This is a genomic window from Streptomyces sp. NBRC 110028, from assembly GCF_001417735.1.
Taxonomy (GTDB): Bacteria; Actinomycetota; Actinomycetes; order Streptomycetales; family Streptomycetaceae; genus Streptomyces.
The window spans coordinates 191,412-207,737 of the sequence record NZ_BBUZ01000027.1; the positions used below are offsets into that span (position 1 = coordinate 191,412).

Sequence of the window (16,326 nt, forward strand, 5' to 3'; positions counted from 1 at the left end):
GACCGGGGCCGGTTGATCTGTTTCCGGCCATGATCGGTAGGGTTCACCTCTGCACGTGCGGGGGCGTGTGCCGTGGGAGATCACTCTCCTCCGCTGGTCTGCGCCCGCTCACCGGTCGCCGACACCGAGGAGGGGTGCCCATGTCGTATCCGAGACCACCTGAAGGCCCTGGCAGCACGGGCAACGCCGGGCCCTACGGGCACATGCCCCAGCAGGGTCCACCGCCCATGCCACCGCCACCGCCCATGCCGCCACCCCCGCCGCCCGGTCCCCAGCAGGGTGGTTGGCCGGGGACACCGGCGTACGGCGGACAGGCGCCCCACGGCGCACCGTACGGCGCCGCACCGCAACCGCCCCCGCCCGCGCGCCCGAAGAAGACCACGGGGCGCACCTGCCTCAGCGCCTTCCTCGGCATCGTCGGCGGGCTCGCGATGCTGGGCGGTGGCGCGCTGACCGCGCACGCCTTCTCGAACCACAGCCAGAACATCGCCAACCGCACCGAGTACGGCGCGTCGATGTGGCGCAACGAGCCCGCGGACAAACTCTTCCCGGACACCCTCGCGCCCCGTGAGGACAGCCAGTCCGAGGGCACCGACCGCGAGCGCGCGCAGTGGCACCGCATCGGGATATCCGAGCAGACCGGCTGCGCGGACGGGCTGAGCGGAGCCACCGCGACCGAGGCGGAGAAGCTGGGCTGCAAGGCCGTGCTGCGCGCCACCTACGTGGACCCGACGGGCAACACCGTCGCGACCGCCGCGCTGGTCGTTCTGCCGAAGAGCGACTCCGTGAAGACGGAGATGAACACGTTCTTCGACGCAGAGAAGGACAAGGACAACCCGGGGCCCGGTGTGAAGGCCTACGGCGTCCCCGGCACCATCGCGGCCCGCTGGAGTGACGCGCGGGCCAACGGCTCGGCCGGGCGGTCGGTCACCGACCTGTACCTCCCGTACGCGCTCGTGGCTTCCGCGGGCGCGGTCGACGGCCGTAAGGCGGGGGAGCTGCCGGGCGAGTGGGGCAGGTACAGCCTCGACGCCAAGCAGGACCGCGCGCCGTGGCGGGGCGCCGCCGACGGGCTCGTCGACGCCCTGAACCTGCACCTCATGGATCTGCTGACGGAGGGGACCTCATGAGCGTCCGGCGACACACCGGCGCGCGCCTCGGCACGGCCATGACCGCGGTCGTCCTCGGCTCGGTGCTGGGCGTGGCGGCCGCGCCGCCCGCGTCCGCCGCGGGCACCACCCCCACCAGCTGGGAGGCGAAGGCGCTCGGCCTGTCGTCGGCGCAGCGCACCGCGCAGGGCGAGGGCGTCAAGGTCGCGGTCCTGGACAGCGGCGTCATGACCAACCATGTGGCGCTGAACGGCAAGGTGACCACCGGCCCCGACTTCCTCAAGGACGGTCTGCGGCCGGGCGATCCGCGCTGGGGCGGCCATGGCACCGCGATGGCCTCGGACGTCCTGAAGGTGGCCCCGAAGGCGAGCATCCTGTCGGTCCGGGTCATCGACGACAAGGAGGACCACGGCGGGGAAATCCGGCAGGGGATCAGCCCGGTCGCCCAGGGCATCGACTACGCGGTCGACCACGGCGCCGATGTGATCTCCATGTCGCTCGGCGGCGAGATGTTCGGCGACTCCTACGACGAGGACGAGGTCGACGCCCTGGCCCGGGCCGCGCAGAAGGGCATTCCGGTCATCGCCTCGGCGGGCAACGAGGGCGACATGTTCAACGACGCGTCGTACCCGGCGGGCTATCCGGGCGTGATCGCCGTGGCCGCCACCCAGCAGAACGGCAGCCGCGCCGAGTTCTCCACGGTACGGACGTACAACTCGGTGGCCGCGCCCGGCGTGGCCATCATGAGTGCGAAGAACACGGGCGGCTACGAGCCGGTCAACGGCACCTCGCCCGCGGCGGCGCTCACCTCGGGCGTGGTGGCCCTGATGCTGTCGCACAACGACAAGCTGACCCCGGACCAGGTGCGCACCCTGCTCACGAAGACGGCACACCATCCGTCCGGCGGGCGGAACGCGCTGGTCGGGTACGGGCCGATCGACGCGGCGGCCGCCGTCCAAGCCGCCGCGAAGCCGCCCGCCGACGGGACGGTCCCGGTGAAGTACACGGGCAAGGAGCATCTGGCCACCCCGGACGGTACGCCGAAGACCCAGCATCCGCCCCTGGAGACGGATCTGGTGACGATCGGCCTCGGCGCGGCGGGCGTGGGCCTGCTGATGGTCATCGGCGCGGTGCTGATCACCCGCGCGGGCCGCCGCGCGGCGGCACGGGGCTGACAGCGGCGGCACGGGGCTGACAGCGGTGGGGCGGGTGACGAGCACGCTCGTCACCCGCCCCACCCGTACCCCCTGATCAGCGCCGAGGCGTGAGGAGCGCGGTGAGCATGTCGCGCAGCCAGGTCCGCAGGGCGCCGAGATCCGGGTCGAGCAGCAGCCGGCCCGCCGCCGCGTCGTGGATCGTGAGGACCGCCGCCGTCAGGGACTCGGGGTCGCGCAGCCCCTGCGGCATGGTGTCGGGGTCGATGAACGCGGTCACAATCGGCTGGAGCGTTTCGCGCAGCGCCTCACGGTGCCGGATCAGCGCCGCCGCCGTGTCCGGGTCGCGCGCCGCGTACAGCATGAAGTCGGTGCGCACCAGGACCCAGGTGCGGTCGATGAGCAGTGCGCCCACCACCCGGTCCAGCAGGGCGGGCAGCCCCTCGTCGGGGGTGGCGCCGTCCAGCGCGTCCCGCACCTGGGCCGTCTGCAGCGCGGCCTGCCGCTCGTAGAGGGCGAAGAACAGCTCGTCGAGGCTGTCGAAGTTGGAGTAGAAGGCGCCGCGCGTGTACCCGGCGGCCTCGCAGATCTCCTCGATTCCCACGCGGCCGAAGCCGCGCTCCGCGAAGACCGTGAGCGCCGCGGCCAGCAGCCGTTCCCGGGTCTCCGCCCGCCGCCGGGTGACGCGCGTCGGGGTGCCGTCCGCCCGTCGCCCGCTGCGCAGCGCCCGGCGGTCGAGTGCGCTGTTACTGGCTTCCGTCATGCGCCCATCCTAGTTCGATACACTCACGTATCCGATACAGTGATGTATCGAAACCCGTCGGTGTGAGGAAGAGCGGATCAGTGACTCAGGTGGATACGGACCAGACGGACGCCCCGGCGCGCGGCGCGGAGCCGGGCGCGGACCAGGCGCAGGGCAAGGGCGCGGCGCCCCGGGGAGCGTGGGCCCGGCTGCGCGGCGCGGTCCCGCCGCGTATCGCGGCGATGCTCGTCGGAGCGCTGCTGCTCCAGTTGGGATTCGTCCTGTCCTACGTGGGAGCGTTCCACCACCCCCAGCCGCACCGCATCCCGATCGCGGTCGCGGCCCCGGAGCGGATGGCCCCGGGCGTGGTGGAGAAGCTCAACGGGATACCCGGCCACCCGTTGAAGGCCACCGCCACCGATGAGGCCACGGCCCGCGAGCGGCTGCGCACGGGGGAGACCAGCGGTGCGCTGATCGTGAAGCCCGGCTCCCACACCGACACCCTGCTGGTCGCCGGCGCCGGGGGCGCCTCCACGGCGACCGCGCTGGAAACGGTGATCGAGAAGGCCGAGAAGACCCAAGCCCGCACCGCGTCCGTCGTCGACGCCGTTCCCGCGCAGGCGGGTGACGCGCGGGGCTTGAGCAGCTTCTACCTGGTGGTGGGCTGGACGGTGGGCGGCTATCTCCTCGCCGCGCTGCTGGGGGTGTCCCTCGGCGCCCGCCCGGCCACCCCGCGCGGCGCCGGGCGGCGACTGCTGGCGGCCGTCCCGTACGCGGTGCTGTCCGGCCTGGGCGGCGCGGCGATCGTGGGTCCGCTGCTCGGCGCGCTGAGCGGCCACTTCCTCGCCCTGTCGGCGATCGGAGCCCTGGTCGTCTTCGGCGCAGCCGCCATGACGATCGCCTTCCAGGCGCTCTTCGGCGTCCTGGGCATCGGCGTCACGGTGCTGCTGTTCGTCGTCCTCGGCAACCCCAGCGCCGGTGGCGCCTACGGCCCCGAACTGCTGCCCCCGTTCTGGCGGGCGCTCAGCCCCGCCCTCCCCAACGGCGCCGCGACGCATGCCGTACGCCACGTGATGTACTTCGCCGGCCACGGCATCACCGCCAACCTGGCGGTGCTGACCGCCTACGCCCTCGGCGGCGCGCTGGTCAGCGTCCTCGGCGTCACCCTGATCCGCCGGCGGCGCGCGGCCGGACCCGTGGCCGGCTGAGCCGCCAGGGGGCGTCTTGCCGCCGGGGCGGTCCACCGGGCAGCCCACCGCATGCGGTGGGCGTACCCCCTGCTCTTCCCGCTGCGGGCCGCCCACCTCCACGTCGGCATGTGAGTGCCCACGGGCTCAGCCGCCGTGGGTGACCCGGATCTTGGACTGGCCGTGGGGCAACTCCTCCCAGTCCTCCATGAAGCGGGCCGCCAGGCCGTGCTTCCCGGCAAGGTCGATCAGGGTTTCGGTGCGGTAGTAGAAGTCCTCCCGCAGGACCTGGTGCTCCTCGCCCTCGGTGCGGTCGAAGGTGAAGTCGAACCAGCCGCCCGGCGCCAGGACCCGGCCCACGTTGGCCAGGCACTCGTCGATGACCGGCAGCGGGGAGTGGGAGAACACGCTGTGGGCGTGGACGACGTCGAAGTGCGCCTCGGGCAGGAAGCGCAGGGTGAGGTCGCGGACCGGGGTGAGGGTGGGAAGGCGGTCCTGCAGCTCGGTGCGGACCAGGGTGTCCTGCGCGGCGACCAGGATGTCGGGGGAGATGTCGACGCCGTAGTAGTGGCCGGGGCCGAGGTGGCGGATGAAGCGCCACCCGGCCCGCAGATTGCCGCAGCCGATCTCCAGCATGCGGTGCTCGGGGCGCAGCCCGTGCTTCACCAGATAGTCGAACTGCATCGCGCCCAGCGCCAGCCACCGCTCCCGATTACGGCTGCCGACCGCCGCGTCCGGGTCGGCCCGGGTGTCGGAACGCATCACGGCGCGGTAGTACGAGACGTGGTCCGGCCAGCGGTAGCGCAGCCAGGCGTCCCGGGTGGCCCGCACCAGATGGCGCGGTACGCGCTCGGGGTGGCGGAGCGCGTAGGAGACGCGGTGGCCGAGCCGGGCGCGGTTGACGGAGACGTTCTTGGCGGGCATGGAAGATCCTTTCCCTGGACGCGGGGCGCGTGTCGCGGCCCCTGGACTGAAGCATCCGTGCGGGTGACGGCCGCCGGCGTCGGCGGACCGGCCACCTCCCGGGGGCGGTTCGGGCGATGCCGGGGTCAGCCGATCGGATGATGCGGAACGCGGCACCCCGTAATAGGACTGGCTGCGGGGACGTGCGACGGAAGGTGCGGTGATGGGGAAGGCTCCCGTGACGGAAGCCGAATGGGACGATCCGGACGCCCGGTGGCTCCGGTGGGTCATGGACGGGGCATTCCTCATACTGCTCGGCTCCTCACTGATCCGCTTCCTGGCCCGCGACCACGACCAGGCGCACACCGGATACGCCGTCGCCCTGTTCGCCGCCTTCGGGCTGCTGTACGTGCTCGGGCGGCTCCTGGCCCCCGCGCCACGCCCCGGCGCCCGGCCGAGCACACGGCATCTGGCCTGGCTGGGGGCGGTCTCGGCGGTCTGGGCCGGTCTGCTCGCGCTCGCCCCGAGTGCCACCTGGTGCGCCATGCCGCTGCTGTTCACCGGACTGCAGACGCTGCCGGTGCGCACCGCGGTGCCGCTGGCGGCGGTGCTCACCGTGCTGGTCGTGGCCACCGAGCTGCGGCTGTCCCACGAAGGGTTCAACCCGAACGTGGTGATCGCCCCGCTGGCCATCAGCGCCGTCGCCACCGCCGTCCTGGTGCATCTGCAGCGCCAGGCGGCCCGGCAGCGCGTCCTGATCGACGACCTGGTCCGCACCCGGCGCGATCTGGCCGCCACCGAGCGGCGGGCGGGCATCCTCGCGGAGCGGCAGCGGCTGGCGAGCGAGATCCACGACACCCTCGCGCAGGGCCTGTCCAGCCAGCGGATGCTGCTCCAGGCCGCCGACCGCACCTGGGGGACGGACCCCGGCGCGGCCCGCCGCCATATGCGGGACGCGGCCGAGATCGCGTCCCGCAGCCTCGCCGAGGCCCGCCGGTTCGTCCACGACCTGGCCCCCGCCGACCTCGCCGACCGCACCCTCGCCGAGGCGCTGCGCGCGCTCGCCGACCGGGAGTGCGGCGAGGGGCTGACCGTCGGTTTCCGGCTCGACGGGGTGCCGGTCCCGGTGCCGGAGCGGGTCGAGGCCGCGCTGCTGCGCATCGCGCAGGGCGCCCTGGCCAACGTGCGGGAACATGCCTGGGCGACCCGCGCCGCACTGACCCTGACCTGGCTGGACGACCAGATCTCCCTGGACGTCGCCGACAACGGCCGCGGCTTCGACCCCGAGCGACCCCGGCCCCCGGACGGCGACCGGGAGCGGGGCCACGGGCTGCCCGCCATGCGGGTGCGGGCAGGCCAGCTCGGGGGCACGCTCACCGTCGAATCCACCCGGGGCGAGGGCACCGTCGTATCGGCGGCCGTCCCCCTCGCCACTCCCGCCCCCTGACGTCCCGCACACTCGCCCACGGAGGACCGCCCCGCCATGACCCCGACCGACACCACCCCGCCCATCCGGCTGCTGCTGTGCGACGACCACGCCGTGGTGCGCGCCGGGCTGCTCGCGCTGCTGTCCAGCACCGCGGGCATCGAGGTGGTCGCAGAGGCGGGCAGCGGCGAGGAGGCGCTGGCCATGGCCGCGCGCGTACGACCCGATGTGGTGCTCATGGATCTTCAGCTCGGGGACGGCATGGACGGTGTGGAGGCGACCCGCCGACTGGCCTCCGGGGCCGCTTCCTCCGGCGCCGGGGCGGCGGAGGAAGCGGCCCCGCGGGTGCTGGTGCTCACCATGTTCGACACCGACGCGGACATCGCCCGCGCCATCGAGGCGGGCGCCACCGGCTATCTGCTCAAGGCCGAGCGGCCGGAGGAACTGTTCGCGGCGATACGGAACGCGGCGGCCGGGCGCACCGCGCTGTCGGCGCCCGTCGCCGACCGGCTGATGGCGCAGTTGCGCACGCCCCGCCCCACCCTCTCCGAGCGTGAGCGGGACATCCTCCAGCAGCTCGCCCGGGGGCTGGGGAACCGGGAGATCGCCCGTGCGCTGTTCATCAGCGAGGCCACGGTGAAGACCCACCTGGGACGGATCTACGGCAAGCTGGGCGTGGACACCCGGGCGGGCGCGGTCGCCGTCGCCACCGAGCGGCGGCTGCTGGGCTGATCACCCCGCCGGGAACCCATCGGATGTCCTGCCCGCCGCCCGGAGGCCTTCGCCGGGGTCGGGTGACGCCCCCAGGAGACATCCAAACTCTGACTCCTCGCCGACAGGGCGAATGCCGGGGAAATAGGGACTGCGCGACGCCTTGACACCCCAATACATCGGATGTTCTGATGCCGATGCGTCCTGGTAAGAGGGACCGGCCGAAGGAGTCACAGTGGGTCGGATCACAACAGTGACGGTCAGGGACTTCTGTTTCTGCACGCCGCGAGCGCACGATGAGACGGTCGCCGGATGCTCCGCCCCCGTCTTATTCGGCCGCTGACTTTCCCCCATCACCCCACGCCCCACTCCCGCCGCCGTGAACGGCGGCTTCTCTCCAGCATCCGCACGCGCATTCCGTGCTGCCGGAGTACGTCCATGTGAGCGCGAAAATTGAACTGGACACTGCTATGAAAAGACGACTCCTCGTGAGTGCCGCCGCGGCGGCTGCCGCACTGGGTCTCACTTTGTCGGGATGCTCCTCCGGCGGCGGCACATCGGGCCAGTCGAAGGACAAGCTCACCTGGTCGATGTGGATCGCCGGTTCGGCGGACAAAGCGGCCTGGCAGAAGGTCGCCGACGCGGTCAAGAAGGACGGCGGTGCGAAGGTCAGCATTCAGGGCGCGCCGTTCGAGGATTACTTCACCAAGCTCCGCACCCAGCTCAGCGCCGGAAGCGCGCCGTGCATCGTCAGCATTCAGAGCATCCGCGCCGCGAACTACACGGATGTCATGCTGCCGCTCGACTCCTACACGAAGAAGGACGGCGTCAATCTGTCGGAATTCGACAGCACCGCCCTCGACGGCATGAAGGTCGACGGCAAGCTGTACGCCCTGCCGTACGACACCGGGCCCATGCTCCTCTTCTACAACAAGGACCTGTTCAAACAGGTGGGGGCCGAGCAGCCGAAGCCGGGCTGGACCCTGGCCGACTTCAAGGCGGCCGCGGCGAAGTTCAAGGCGGCGGGCAAGAAGATGTTCGCCTCGACGATCGCGGACATGAACCTCGAATCGATGATCCTCGGTTACAACGGCGGCCGGGTCGTCAAGGACGGCGGCACGCTCGACACGTCGAACGCGAAGTTCGCGAAGGGCCTCGACTGGCTCGCCTCGCTCGTGAAGGACGGCGTCGCCACCCAGGCCAGCTCGGACACCTCGGCCGCGTCCAACGACTTCGTCTCCAAGAAGGTCGGTATGTACACCGACGGGCCGTGGTCGCTGCTCAGCCAGAAGGGGAAAGTGAAGTTCCCCATCGGCGTGACGACCATACCGGTCGGCACCTCCAGCGGGCCGTCGACGTTCTCGGCCGGGTCCGGCTTCGGCGTCTCCAAGCAGTGCAAGTACCCCGACGAGGCCTTCAAGGCCGTCAAGACGATGACGAGCCAGAAGGTGCTCCAGTCGCTGGCCGAACAGGGCCGGGCGTTCCCCGGGCGCACCGCGGCGCAGCAGGCCTGGTACGACAACGCGCACATCGACGGTGTCGAAAGCGTCCTGAAGACGGCGCAGAAGGCCTCGACCCCGCTGCCGAGCACCAAGCAGGGCGATCAGCTCGGCCAGTTGTTCGCGCAGTACGGAATCCAGGCCGTCAACGGGCAGCAGTCGGGTGCGCAGACGATGAAGTCCATCGCGAGCCAGCTCGGACAGTGAGGCAAGTGACGCGGCGGCGGGCGCCGGTGAGGGCGCCCGCCGGCGGCGGGGACGAGAAAGGTCACGGAATGCGGAAATCGGTGCCCCGGCGGTCCGTCGCGCACAAGTCCACCCTGGCCGAGGCGGCAGTCGCGACGGTACCGGTGGCAGGCGCGGGCGGTCCGGCCGAGGCGGGCGGGGAACGGGAGGGAAAGGGCCGGGAGATCGGCAGGCGGTCCTGGTGGGGAGCGGCGTTCGCCACCCCGCATTCGGTGGGTCTGGCGCTGTTCACGGTGGTCCCCATTCTCGCGTCCCTCATCGTGAGCTTCATGAACTGGCCGATGATCGGCGAGCGTTCATGGAGCGGATTCGCGAATTACAGCAAACTGTTCTCGGACCCGATCTTCTGGGTCGTGGTGCGCAACACGGCGGTGTACGTCGTGCTGTACGTACCGCTGAATCTCGTGGTCTCGCTCGGGCTCGCGGCCTGGCTGACCCCGCGCATCCGGCACCGCCATGTCTTCCGGGTGGTGTTCTTCATCCCGACGATCACCCCGCTCGTGGCGAACGCCGTCGTCTGGCGGATGCTGTACCAGCCCGACGGATTCATCGACGCGACGCTCAAGTCGACGATCGGGGTGAACGCCCCCAATTTCCTCGCGGACGACCAGTGGGCGATGATCGCGGTCGTCACGATGAGCGTCTGGGCCGGATTCGGCTACAACATGCTCATCTTCTCCTCGGCGCTCGACGCGGTGCCGGAGAATCAGCTCGAAGCGGCGCAGCTCGACGGGGCGAACGCGTGGCGCACCTTCTGGCTCGTCAAATTCCCGGCGATATCACCGTCCATCTTCTTCGCCACGATGATGACGCTCATCACGTCGTTCCAGGTGTTCGTGCAGCCGTTCCTGCTGACCAAGGGAGGTCCCGGAACGGCCACCGAAACCCTCGTCCAGTACATCTACAACACCGGCTTCCAAAGTCAGCAGCTCGGCCTCGCCTCGGCGGGCGCGTGGGTGCTTTTCGTCATCATTCTCGGCATCACGGCGGTCCAATTCCTCGGCCAGAAGCGTTGGGTGCACTATGAGTAGTGGTACGCGGATGGCCCGGCCGGCCGCACGGGTCATCGGAGGTCATGTGGGGCGCCACAGCGCGGACAGACGCGTACGGCCCGCCCGGACCGCGGGGTTCGTCCCGCGGGTCCGGCACGCCATCGGCTACGCGATCCTGTGCCTCATCGCGCTGATCTTCCTGGCGCCGCTGATCTACATGGTCACGACGAGCCTCAAGCCCGACGCGGACGTGTTCACGACCCCGCCCACGCTCTGGGGCTCGGAACTGCGCTGGCAGAACTACACCGACGTCTTCAGCTACCAGCCGTTCGGCCGCTTCATCCTGAACGGCTTCGTCGTCGCCGCCGTCGGAACGGCCATCAACGTCTCGGTCGCCGCCTTCAGCGGCTACGCCTTCTCGCGGCTGCGGTGGCGCGGCAGGAACCTGGTGTTCATGCTGTTCCTGGCGACGCTGATGATCCCGCAGGATGTGCTCGTCATCCCGATGTACGTGATGATGCAGAACCTGGGCTGGGTGGACACCTTCCAGGCGCTCATCATCCCGTGGGCGTTCACCGCCCTCGGCGCGTTCCTCCTGCGCCAGTTCTTCCTGACCGTGCCGCAGGAACTCGACGACGCCGCCCGCGTCGACGGCGCGGGAACCGTCCGCACCTTCTTCGAGGTGATGGTCCCGCTGGCCCGGCCCACCCTCGCGGTGCTCGCGGTCTTCACCTTCATCAGCTACTGGAACTCGTTCCTGTGGCCGCTGGTCATCGTCAACGACGTCGACGCGCACGCCACCATCCCGCTCGGTCTGCAGGCGTTCTTCGGCCAGCAGGGCAGCGAGTGGGGCCTCGTGATGGCGGCGTCGGTCATCTCGATGCTGCCCACCGTGATCATCCTCATCCTGCTCCAGAAGCACCTCGTCCGCGGCATTGTCACCAGCGGCCTCGGCGGCCGCTGACCTTCACGCCTCATCCGAAAGGAATCCGCATCAATGGCCATCCCCGCCTGGTTCACCGAGGACCGCTTCGGCATGTTCGTCCACTGGGGGCTCTACGCCCTCCCGGCCCGCCACGAGTGGGTGAAGAACCGGGAACGGATCACGGACGAGGACTACGACCGGTACTTCCGCCACTTCGAACCGGACCTGTACGACCCCCGCGCCTGGGCCCGCGCCGCCAAGCAGGCCGGAATGAGGTACGTGGTGCTCACCACCAAGCACCACGACGGCTTCTGCCTGTGGGACTCCAAGCTGACCGACTACACCTCGATGAACACCCCCATCGCCAAGGACCTCGTCGCCGAGTTCGTCGAGGCCGTGCGCGCCGAGGGGCTGCGCGTCGGCTTCTACCACTCGCTCATCGACTGGCACCACCCCGACTTCGTCGTCGACGGCCTCCACCCGCGCCGCGACGACCCGCCGGAGGAGATCGAGCGGCTCAACGAGGGCCGCGACATGGCCAAGTACCGCGCGTACCTGCACGGCCAGGTGGAGGAGCTGCTGACGAACTACGGCCGCGTCGACTACCTGTTCTACGACTTCTCGTACAAGCGGGGCAGGCACAGCGAGGTCTTCAACGCCAAGGGCGCCCAGGAGTGGGGCTCGGAGGAACTCCTGGCGCTCACCCGCCGCCTCCAGCCCGGGATCATCGTGAACGACCGGCTCGAAATCCCCGGTGACCTCGTCACACCGGAGCAGTACCAGCCCGACAAGGCCATGGAGGTCGACGGCGAGCCGGTGGTGTGGGAGGCGTGCCAGACCCTCAACGGCAGCTGGGGCTACGACCGCGACAACCTCAACGTCAAGAGCGTCGAACTCCTGGTCCGGATGCTCATCGACGGCGTCTCGAAGAACGGCAACATGCTGCTGAACGTCGGGCCCACCGGGCGCGGTGACCTGGACCCGACGGCCGTGGCCACGCTGGAGGGCATCGGGAAGTGGATGTCCCACCACGAGCGCTCGATCCGCGGCGCGGGCCCGGCCCGGTACGAGGCCCCCGTCGACACCCGCTACACCCGCCGCGGCAACCGCCTCTACCTCCACCTCTTCGCCTGGCCCTTCACCCATGTGCACCTCGCGGGGCTGGGAGGCAAGGTCGAGTACGCGCAGTTCCTGCATGACGCGTCCGAGATCCACTACCAGGAGATCGACCCGTCGGCCACGGCCCAGAACACCACGCTCGGCGGCCAGCCCCCGGGGACCCTGACCCTGTCGCTGCCGGTGGTCCGGCCCGATGTCGCGGTGCCGGTCGTGGAACTCTTCCTCCGCGAGGACGCCTGACGCGGGCAGCACGCCCCCGCCGCCCGGTGAGCGGCGGGGGCGTGCCGGCTCACAGCTCCAGCACGGCGTGCACCGGCAGGTGGTCGCTGGGGAACTGGCCGTCCCGGGCGTAGGTGTCGATCGCGGCGTAGCGCGTCCGTACGCCCGGTGAGGTGAGGATCCAGTCGATCCGGTCGCCGTCGGGGACCAGCGGCTTGTAGCCGTGGAAGGTCCCGTACAGCTTGCCGCGCCGGTCGGCGGCGTCCCACGCGTCGGTCAGGGAGCCGTCCTTCAGCAGGGTGTCGTAGACGGCGTTGCCGTGGGCGGCCACGTTGAAGTCCCCGGTGACGATGCGGGGGAGGGCCGGGTCAAGACCGGCGAGCCGGGCGTTGATCAGCCCGGCGGCGCGCTCCCGGGCGTACTGGCTGATGTGGTCCAGATGGGTGTTGAGGGCGTAGAACCGCCGGTCGGTGGACCGGTCGTGGAAGCGCACCCAGGTGACCATGCGCACCACGGCGCCGCCCCAGGTGTTGGAGCCGATCACATACGGGGTGTCGGACAGCCAGAAGTGGTCGTACTCCAGCGGCTCCAGCCGTCTGGTGTCGTAGAAGACGGCCATGAACTCGTCGCGGCTGCCACCCGCCCGCCCCGTCCCCAGCCAGTCGTAGCGCGGGCCGAGGTCGGCGGCGATGTCGCGCAGCTGCCCGTACAGCCCCTCCTGGGTGCCCAGCAGATGGGGTTCGGCACGGCGCAGCAGCTCCCGCATGACCGGGCGGCGCTGCGCCCAGGAGTTGGGCGGGGTGTCGCCGGCGTAGCGCAGGTTGAAGGTCATGGTGTGCAGTTGTGAGCCGCTCACGGGGAAGGCCGGGCCGCCCCCGGGGGCGTCGGCCCGGGCCTCGGGCTGGGTGGCGAGCGGTAGGGCGAGGGCCGCGGCGGCCGCGGCGCGCATCCCGTGGCGACGGCTGAACAGAGGTGCGGGCATGGCTCCTCCAGGGGTCCGGCGTTGACATCAGTATCAGGCCGTCCGGGGGGAATGAAGTGGCCTGCGGGAGCCGTGAGTTGAAACGTACGGAGTCCGGCAGGGATACGGCCGCGCACCGAACCCTCAGCGGGCGAGGGGGAATTCCGGCAGCCGGGGGTGTGGAGCCACGCGGTGAACAGCTCGTCCATTGGCCGCGCCGCATGGCGCCCGGCCAGCGCGGTACGCCGAGCAGGCGGTTTACCCAGCGTTAACAGCAGCCCCGGCGTTACGGAGCGTCCACGGCCCCGGGCGGTGGCCGCGCGGCCGGGTGCCCCGCCGCCCCCGGCCCGCCGCCGTCCTTCGCGCAATGTGCCTGATGGAAGCCGGTTTCCCGGCCGCGGTGCGGGGCTCGCCGTACGCGTTCGCCGCGGCCGGTGATCCTGTGTCCGGACTCAGCGACCCCGGGCCGGGTGGACCACATCCGGCCACGGCCCGCAGCGGGACGTCGCTTGGCCGATCGTTCCAATCCCGCCCCGGCATCCTGGCCGATGCGCGCACGAGGCCGGTCCGGCGGTGGGCCTCGAAGCGGTGATTCGCCGAGGACATCACCGAGCCGTTCGTCCTGGTCGCCGGCCACCTGCCGGTGCCCACCACGCCCGGCATCGGCATCTCCCCGCTGCCGGACACCCCCGCCCGCTTCACCACGGCCACCCGGGTGCTGTACGCCCGGTGAACGGCGTCTGCCATGATCGGCGGCATGGACAGCGCGCACGGCGGAGCCGGCAGGGCCGACGAGGACCGGGGCTATCTGCTGGACAACCGGCAGACCGAGGCGGGCATCCGGTTCGGTGCCCTGGCCGAGCTGTTCGACCCGGGCACCTTCCGCCACATCGACCGGCTCGGCATCGGCCCGGGCATGCGCTGCTGGGAGGTCGGCGCCGGCGGGCCCTCCGTCCCCGAGGGTCTGGCGGAACGGGTCGGGCCCACCGGGCAGGTGATCGCCACCGACATCGACGTGTCCTGGACCCGCACCACGGACACCGGTCCCGGCCGGGTGATCGAGGTGCTGCGCCATGACGTGGCCGTCGACCCGCCGCCGCCCGGACCCTTCGACCTGGTGCACGCCCGTCTGGTGCTGGTGCACGTCCCCGACCGGGCCGAGGCCCTGCGCCGGATGATCGAGGCGCTGCGGCCCGGCGGATGGCTGCTCCTGGAGGACGCCGACCCCGGGCTCCAGCCGCTGCTGTGCCCGGACGAGTCCGGCCCCGAACAGCGCCTCGCCAACCGGCTGCGGTCCGGTTTCCGCGAGCTGATGGCGGCGCGCGGCGCGGATCTGGGGTACGGGCGCACCCTGCCCCGGCTGCTGCGCGAGGCCGGTCTCGAAGAGGTGAGCGCCGACGCGTACTTCCCCATCGCCTCACCGGCCTGCACGGTCCTGGAGGCCGCCACCGTGCGGCAGATCCGCGACCGGCTGGTGGCCGCGGGCCTGGCCACCGACGAGGAGATCGACCGGCACCTGGAACACGTCGCCACCGGACGCCTCGACCTGGCCACCGCTCCCATGGTGTCCGCCTGGGCGCGCCGCCCCTGAGACCCATGCTGACCCCGTCTATCTCAGCCAGCCGAACGACAGCCGCACGGCCCGCTGCCAGTTCTCGTACTCGGTCTGCCGCCGCCCCGGATCCATCGTGGGCAGCCATTGCCCGGCCCGGTGCCAGTTGCGGCGCAGCCCCTCCAGGTCCGGCCAGTAGCCGACGGCCAGCCCCGCGGCGTACGCGGCGCCCAGGGACACGGTCTCCGACACCATCGGCCGCACCACCGGCACGTCGAGCACATCGGCCAGGAACTGCATCAGCAGGTTGTTCGCCGTCATGCCGCCGTCGACCTTCAGCGCCTTCAGCGGCTCGGGCGAGTCGGCGTTCATGGCGTCGACGACCTCGCGGGTCTGCCAGCCGGTGGCCTCCAGCACCGCGCGGGCGAGATGGCCCTTGGTGATGTACGAGGTGAGCCCGACGATGACGCCGCGCGCGTCGCTGCGCCAGTGCGGGGCGAACAGGCCGGAGAAGGCGGGCACGATGTAGCAGCCGCCGTTGTCCTCGACGCTGCGGGCCAGGGTCTCGATCTCCGGCGCGCTGTGGATCAGACCCAGCCGGTCGCGGAACCACTGCACCAGCGACCCGGTGACCGCGATCGGCCCCTCCAGGGCGTAGACGGGCGGCTCGTCGCCGACCTTGTAGCCCACGGTGGTGAGCAGCCCGTGCCGGGAGCGGACCAGGCGGGTGCCGGTGTTGAGCAGCAGGAAGCTGCCGGTGCCGTACGTGCACTTGGCCTCGCCGGGCGCGAAGCAGGTCTGCCCGAACAGCGCCGCCTGCTGGTCGCCGAGGGCGGCGCCGATCCGCACACCCGGCAGCACCGCCTTCGCCACCCCGTAGCCCTCGGCCGAGGGGCGGATGTCGGGCAGCATCGCGCGGGGCACGCCGAAGTACGACAGCAGCTCGTCGTCCCAGGTGAGGGTGCGGATGTTCATCAGCATGGTGCGGCTGGCGTTGGTGGCGTCGGTGATGTGCAGACCGCCGGAGGGACCGCCGGTGAGGTTCCAGATCAGCCAGCTCTCCATCGTGCCGAACAGCACCTCGCCGCGCTCCGCTCGCTCCCGCAACCCCTCGACGTGGTCGAACAGCCAGCGGATGCGGGGCGCGGAGAAGTAGGTGGCGGGGGAGAGCCCGCAGCGGTCGAGGAAGAAGTCGTCACCGGTGCCGCGCCGCAGCTCCTGCACGAGCGCGTCGGTGCGGGTGTCCTGCCAGATGATCGCGTTGCCCACGGGACGGCCCGTACGGCGGTCCCACACCACCGTGGTCTCGCGCTGATTGGCGATGCCGATCGCCGCGATCTGTTCGGGTCCGGCGCCCGCGTCCCGCAGCGCCCGCGGCACCACCCGGCGCAGATTGGACCAGATCTCGGCGGGGTCGTGCTCCACCCAGCCGGGCCTGGCGTAGTGCTGCCGGTGTTCCCGCTGGGCGACGGACGCCAGCCGCCCCTGGTGGTCGAAGAGGATGCACCGGGTGGACATGGTGCCCTGGTCGATGGACATCACATAGCGTTCAACCATGGCCTTGCCTGCCTTCGAGCGGAT

14 protein-coding genes are annotated in these 16,326 nt (G+C 71.2%); 10 read left to right on the plus strand and 4 right to left on the minus strand.

Annotated features, from left to right (window positions below):
• Positions 1-245 precede the first annotated feature (245 nt).
• Complete coding sequence (locus ASC60_RS18020) at positions 246-1,130, plus strand: hypothetical protein (RefSeq protein ID WP_234357000.1); 885 nt, start codon at positions 246-248, stop codon at positions 1,128-1,130.
• The gene (locus tag ASC60_RS18025) at positions 1,127-2,284 is read left to right on the plus strand and encodes a S8 family serine peptidase (protein WP_055552101.1); all 1,158 of its coding nucleotides are present in this window, start codon (positions 1,127-1,129) and stop codon (positions 2,282-2,284) included. Before ASC60_RS18020 ends, ASC60_RS18025 begins: the two co-directional genes overlap by 4 nt.
• Before the next feature lie 76 nt (positions 2,285-2,360).
• Here ASC60_RS18025 and ASC60_RS18030 read toward each other — a convergent pair whose 3' ends face one another.
• Positions 2,361-3,026 (minus strand): TetR/AcrR family transcriptional regulator, encoded by a 666-nt coding sequence (locus ASC60_RS18030; RefSeq protein ID WP_055552102.1) that lies wholly within the window; start codon positions 3,024-3,026, stop codon positions 2,361-2,363.
• Positions 3,027-3,106: 80 nt separating this feature from the next.
• Here ASC60_RS18030 and ASC60_RS18035 point away from each other — a divergent pair, with 80 nt between their 5' ends.
• Positions 3,107-4,213, plus strand: coding sequence for a DUF3533 domain-containing protein (locus ASC60_RS18035; RefSeq protein WP_234357001.1), 1,107 nt, complete (start codon positions 3,107-3,109; stop codon positions 4,211-4,213).
• Between the two features lie 126 nt (positions 4,214-4,339).
• On the opposite strand, the gene ASC60_RS18040 is transcribed toward ASC60_RS18035, so the two are convergent.
• Positions 4,340-5,116: a class I SAM-dependent methyltransferase gene (locus ASC60_RS18040; RefSeq protein WP_055552104.1), complete on the minus strand. Its 777-nt coding sequence runs from the start codon at positions 5,114-5,116 to the stop codon at positions 4,340-4,342.
• Between the two features lie 202 nt (positions 5,117-5,318).
• Here ASC60_RS18040 and ASC60_RS18045 point away from each other — a divergent pair, with 202 nt between their 5' ends.
• The 6 genes from ASC60_RS18045 (at position 5,319) to ASC60_RS18070 (ending at position 12,253) form a co-directional block, all read left to right on the plus strand.
• Positions 5,319-6,542, plus strand: a complete 1,224-nt coding sequence (locus tag ASC60_RS18045) for a sensor histidine kinase (protein ID WP_055552105.1) — start codon at positions 5,319-5,321, stop codon at positions 6,540-6,542.
• 36 nt (positions 6,543-6,578) lie between these two features.
• Positions 6,579-7,253 carry a response regulator transcription factor gene (locus ASC60_RS18050; protein WP_055552107.1) on the plus strand — a complete coding sequence of 225 codons (675 nt, stop codon included), beginning with the start codon at positions 6,579-6,581 and terminating at the stop codon, positions 7,251-7,253.
• 467 nt (positions 7,254-7,720) lie between these two features.
• Positions 7,721-8,938, plus strand: coding sequence for a sugar ABC transporter substrate-binding protein (locus ASC60_RS18055; RefSeq protein WP_234357002.1), 1,218 nt, complete (start codon positions 7,721-7,723; stop codon positions 8,936-8,938).
• Positions 8,939-9,006: 68 nt separating this feature from the next.
• Complete coding sequence (locus ASC60_RS18060) at positions 9,007-10,008, plus strand: carbohydrate ABC transporter permease (RefSeq protein WP_079038462.1); 1,002 nt, start codon at positions 9,007-9,009, stop codon at positions 10,006-10,008.
• A 46-nt stretch (positions 10,009-10,054) separates the two neighbouring features.
• Positions 10,055-10,933 (plus strand): carbohydrate ABC transporter permease, encoded by an 879-nt coding sequence (locus ASC60_RS18065; protein WP_234357003.1) that lies wholly within the window; start codon positions 10,055-10,057, stop codon positions 10,931-10,933.
• Between the two features lie 33 nt (positions 10,934-10,966).
• Positions 10,967-12,253, plus strand: a complete 1,287-nt coding sequence (locus ASC60_RS18070; RefSeq protein WP_055552114.1) for an alpha-L-fucosidase — start codon at positions 10,967-10,969, stop codon at positions 12,251-12,253.
• A 49-nt stretch (positions 12,254-12,302) separates the two neighbouring features.
• On the opposite strand, the gene ASC60_RS18075 is transcribed toward ASC60_RS18070, so the two are convergent.
• Positions 12,303-13,214, minus strand: coding sequence for an endonuclease/exonuclease/phosphatase family protein (locus ASC60_RS18075; RefSeq protein ID WP_055552116.1), 912 nt, complete (start codon positions 13,212-13,214; stop codon positions 12,303-12,305).
• Positions 13,215-13,950: 736 nt separating this feature from the next.
• Between ASC60_RS18075 and ASC60_RS18080 the strand changes: the two genes are divergently transcribed.
• Positions 13,951-14,784, plus strand: a complete 834-nt coding sequence (locus tag ASC60_RS18080; RefSeq protein WP_055552477.1) for a class I SAM-dependent methyltransferase — start codon at positions 13,951-13,953, stop codon at positions 14,782-14,784.
• 18 nt (positions 14,785-14,802) lie between these two features.
• On the opposite strand, the gene glpK is transcribed toward ASC60_RS18080, so the two are convergent.
• A complete protein-coding gene (glpK, locus tag ASC60_RS18085; RefSeq protein WP_055552118.1) occupies positions 14,803-16,302 on the minus strand; it encodes a glycerol kinase GlpK in 1,500 nt (499 codons plus the stop codon).
• Between the last annotated feature and the right edge of the window lie 24 nt (positions 16,303-16,326).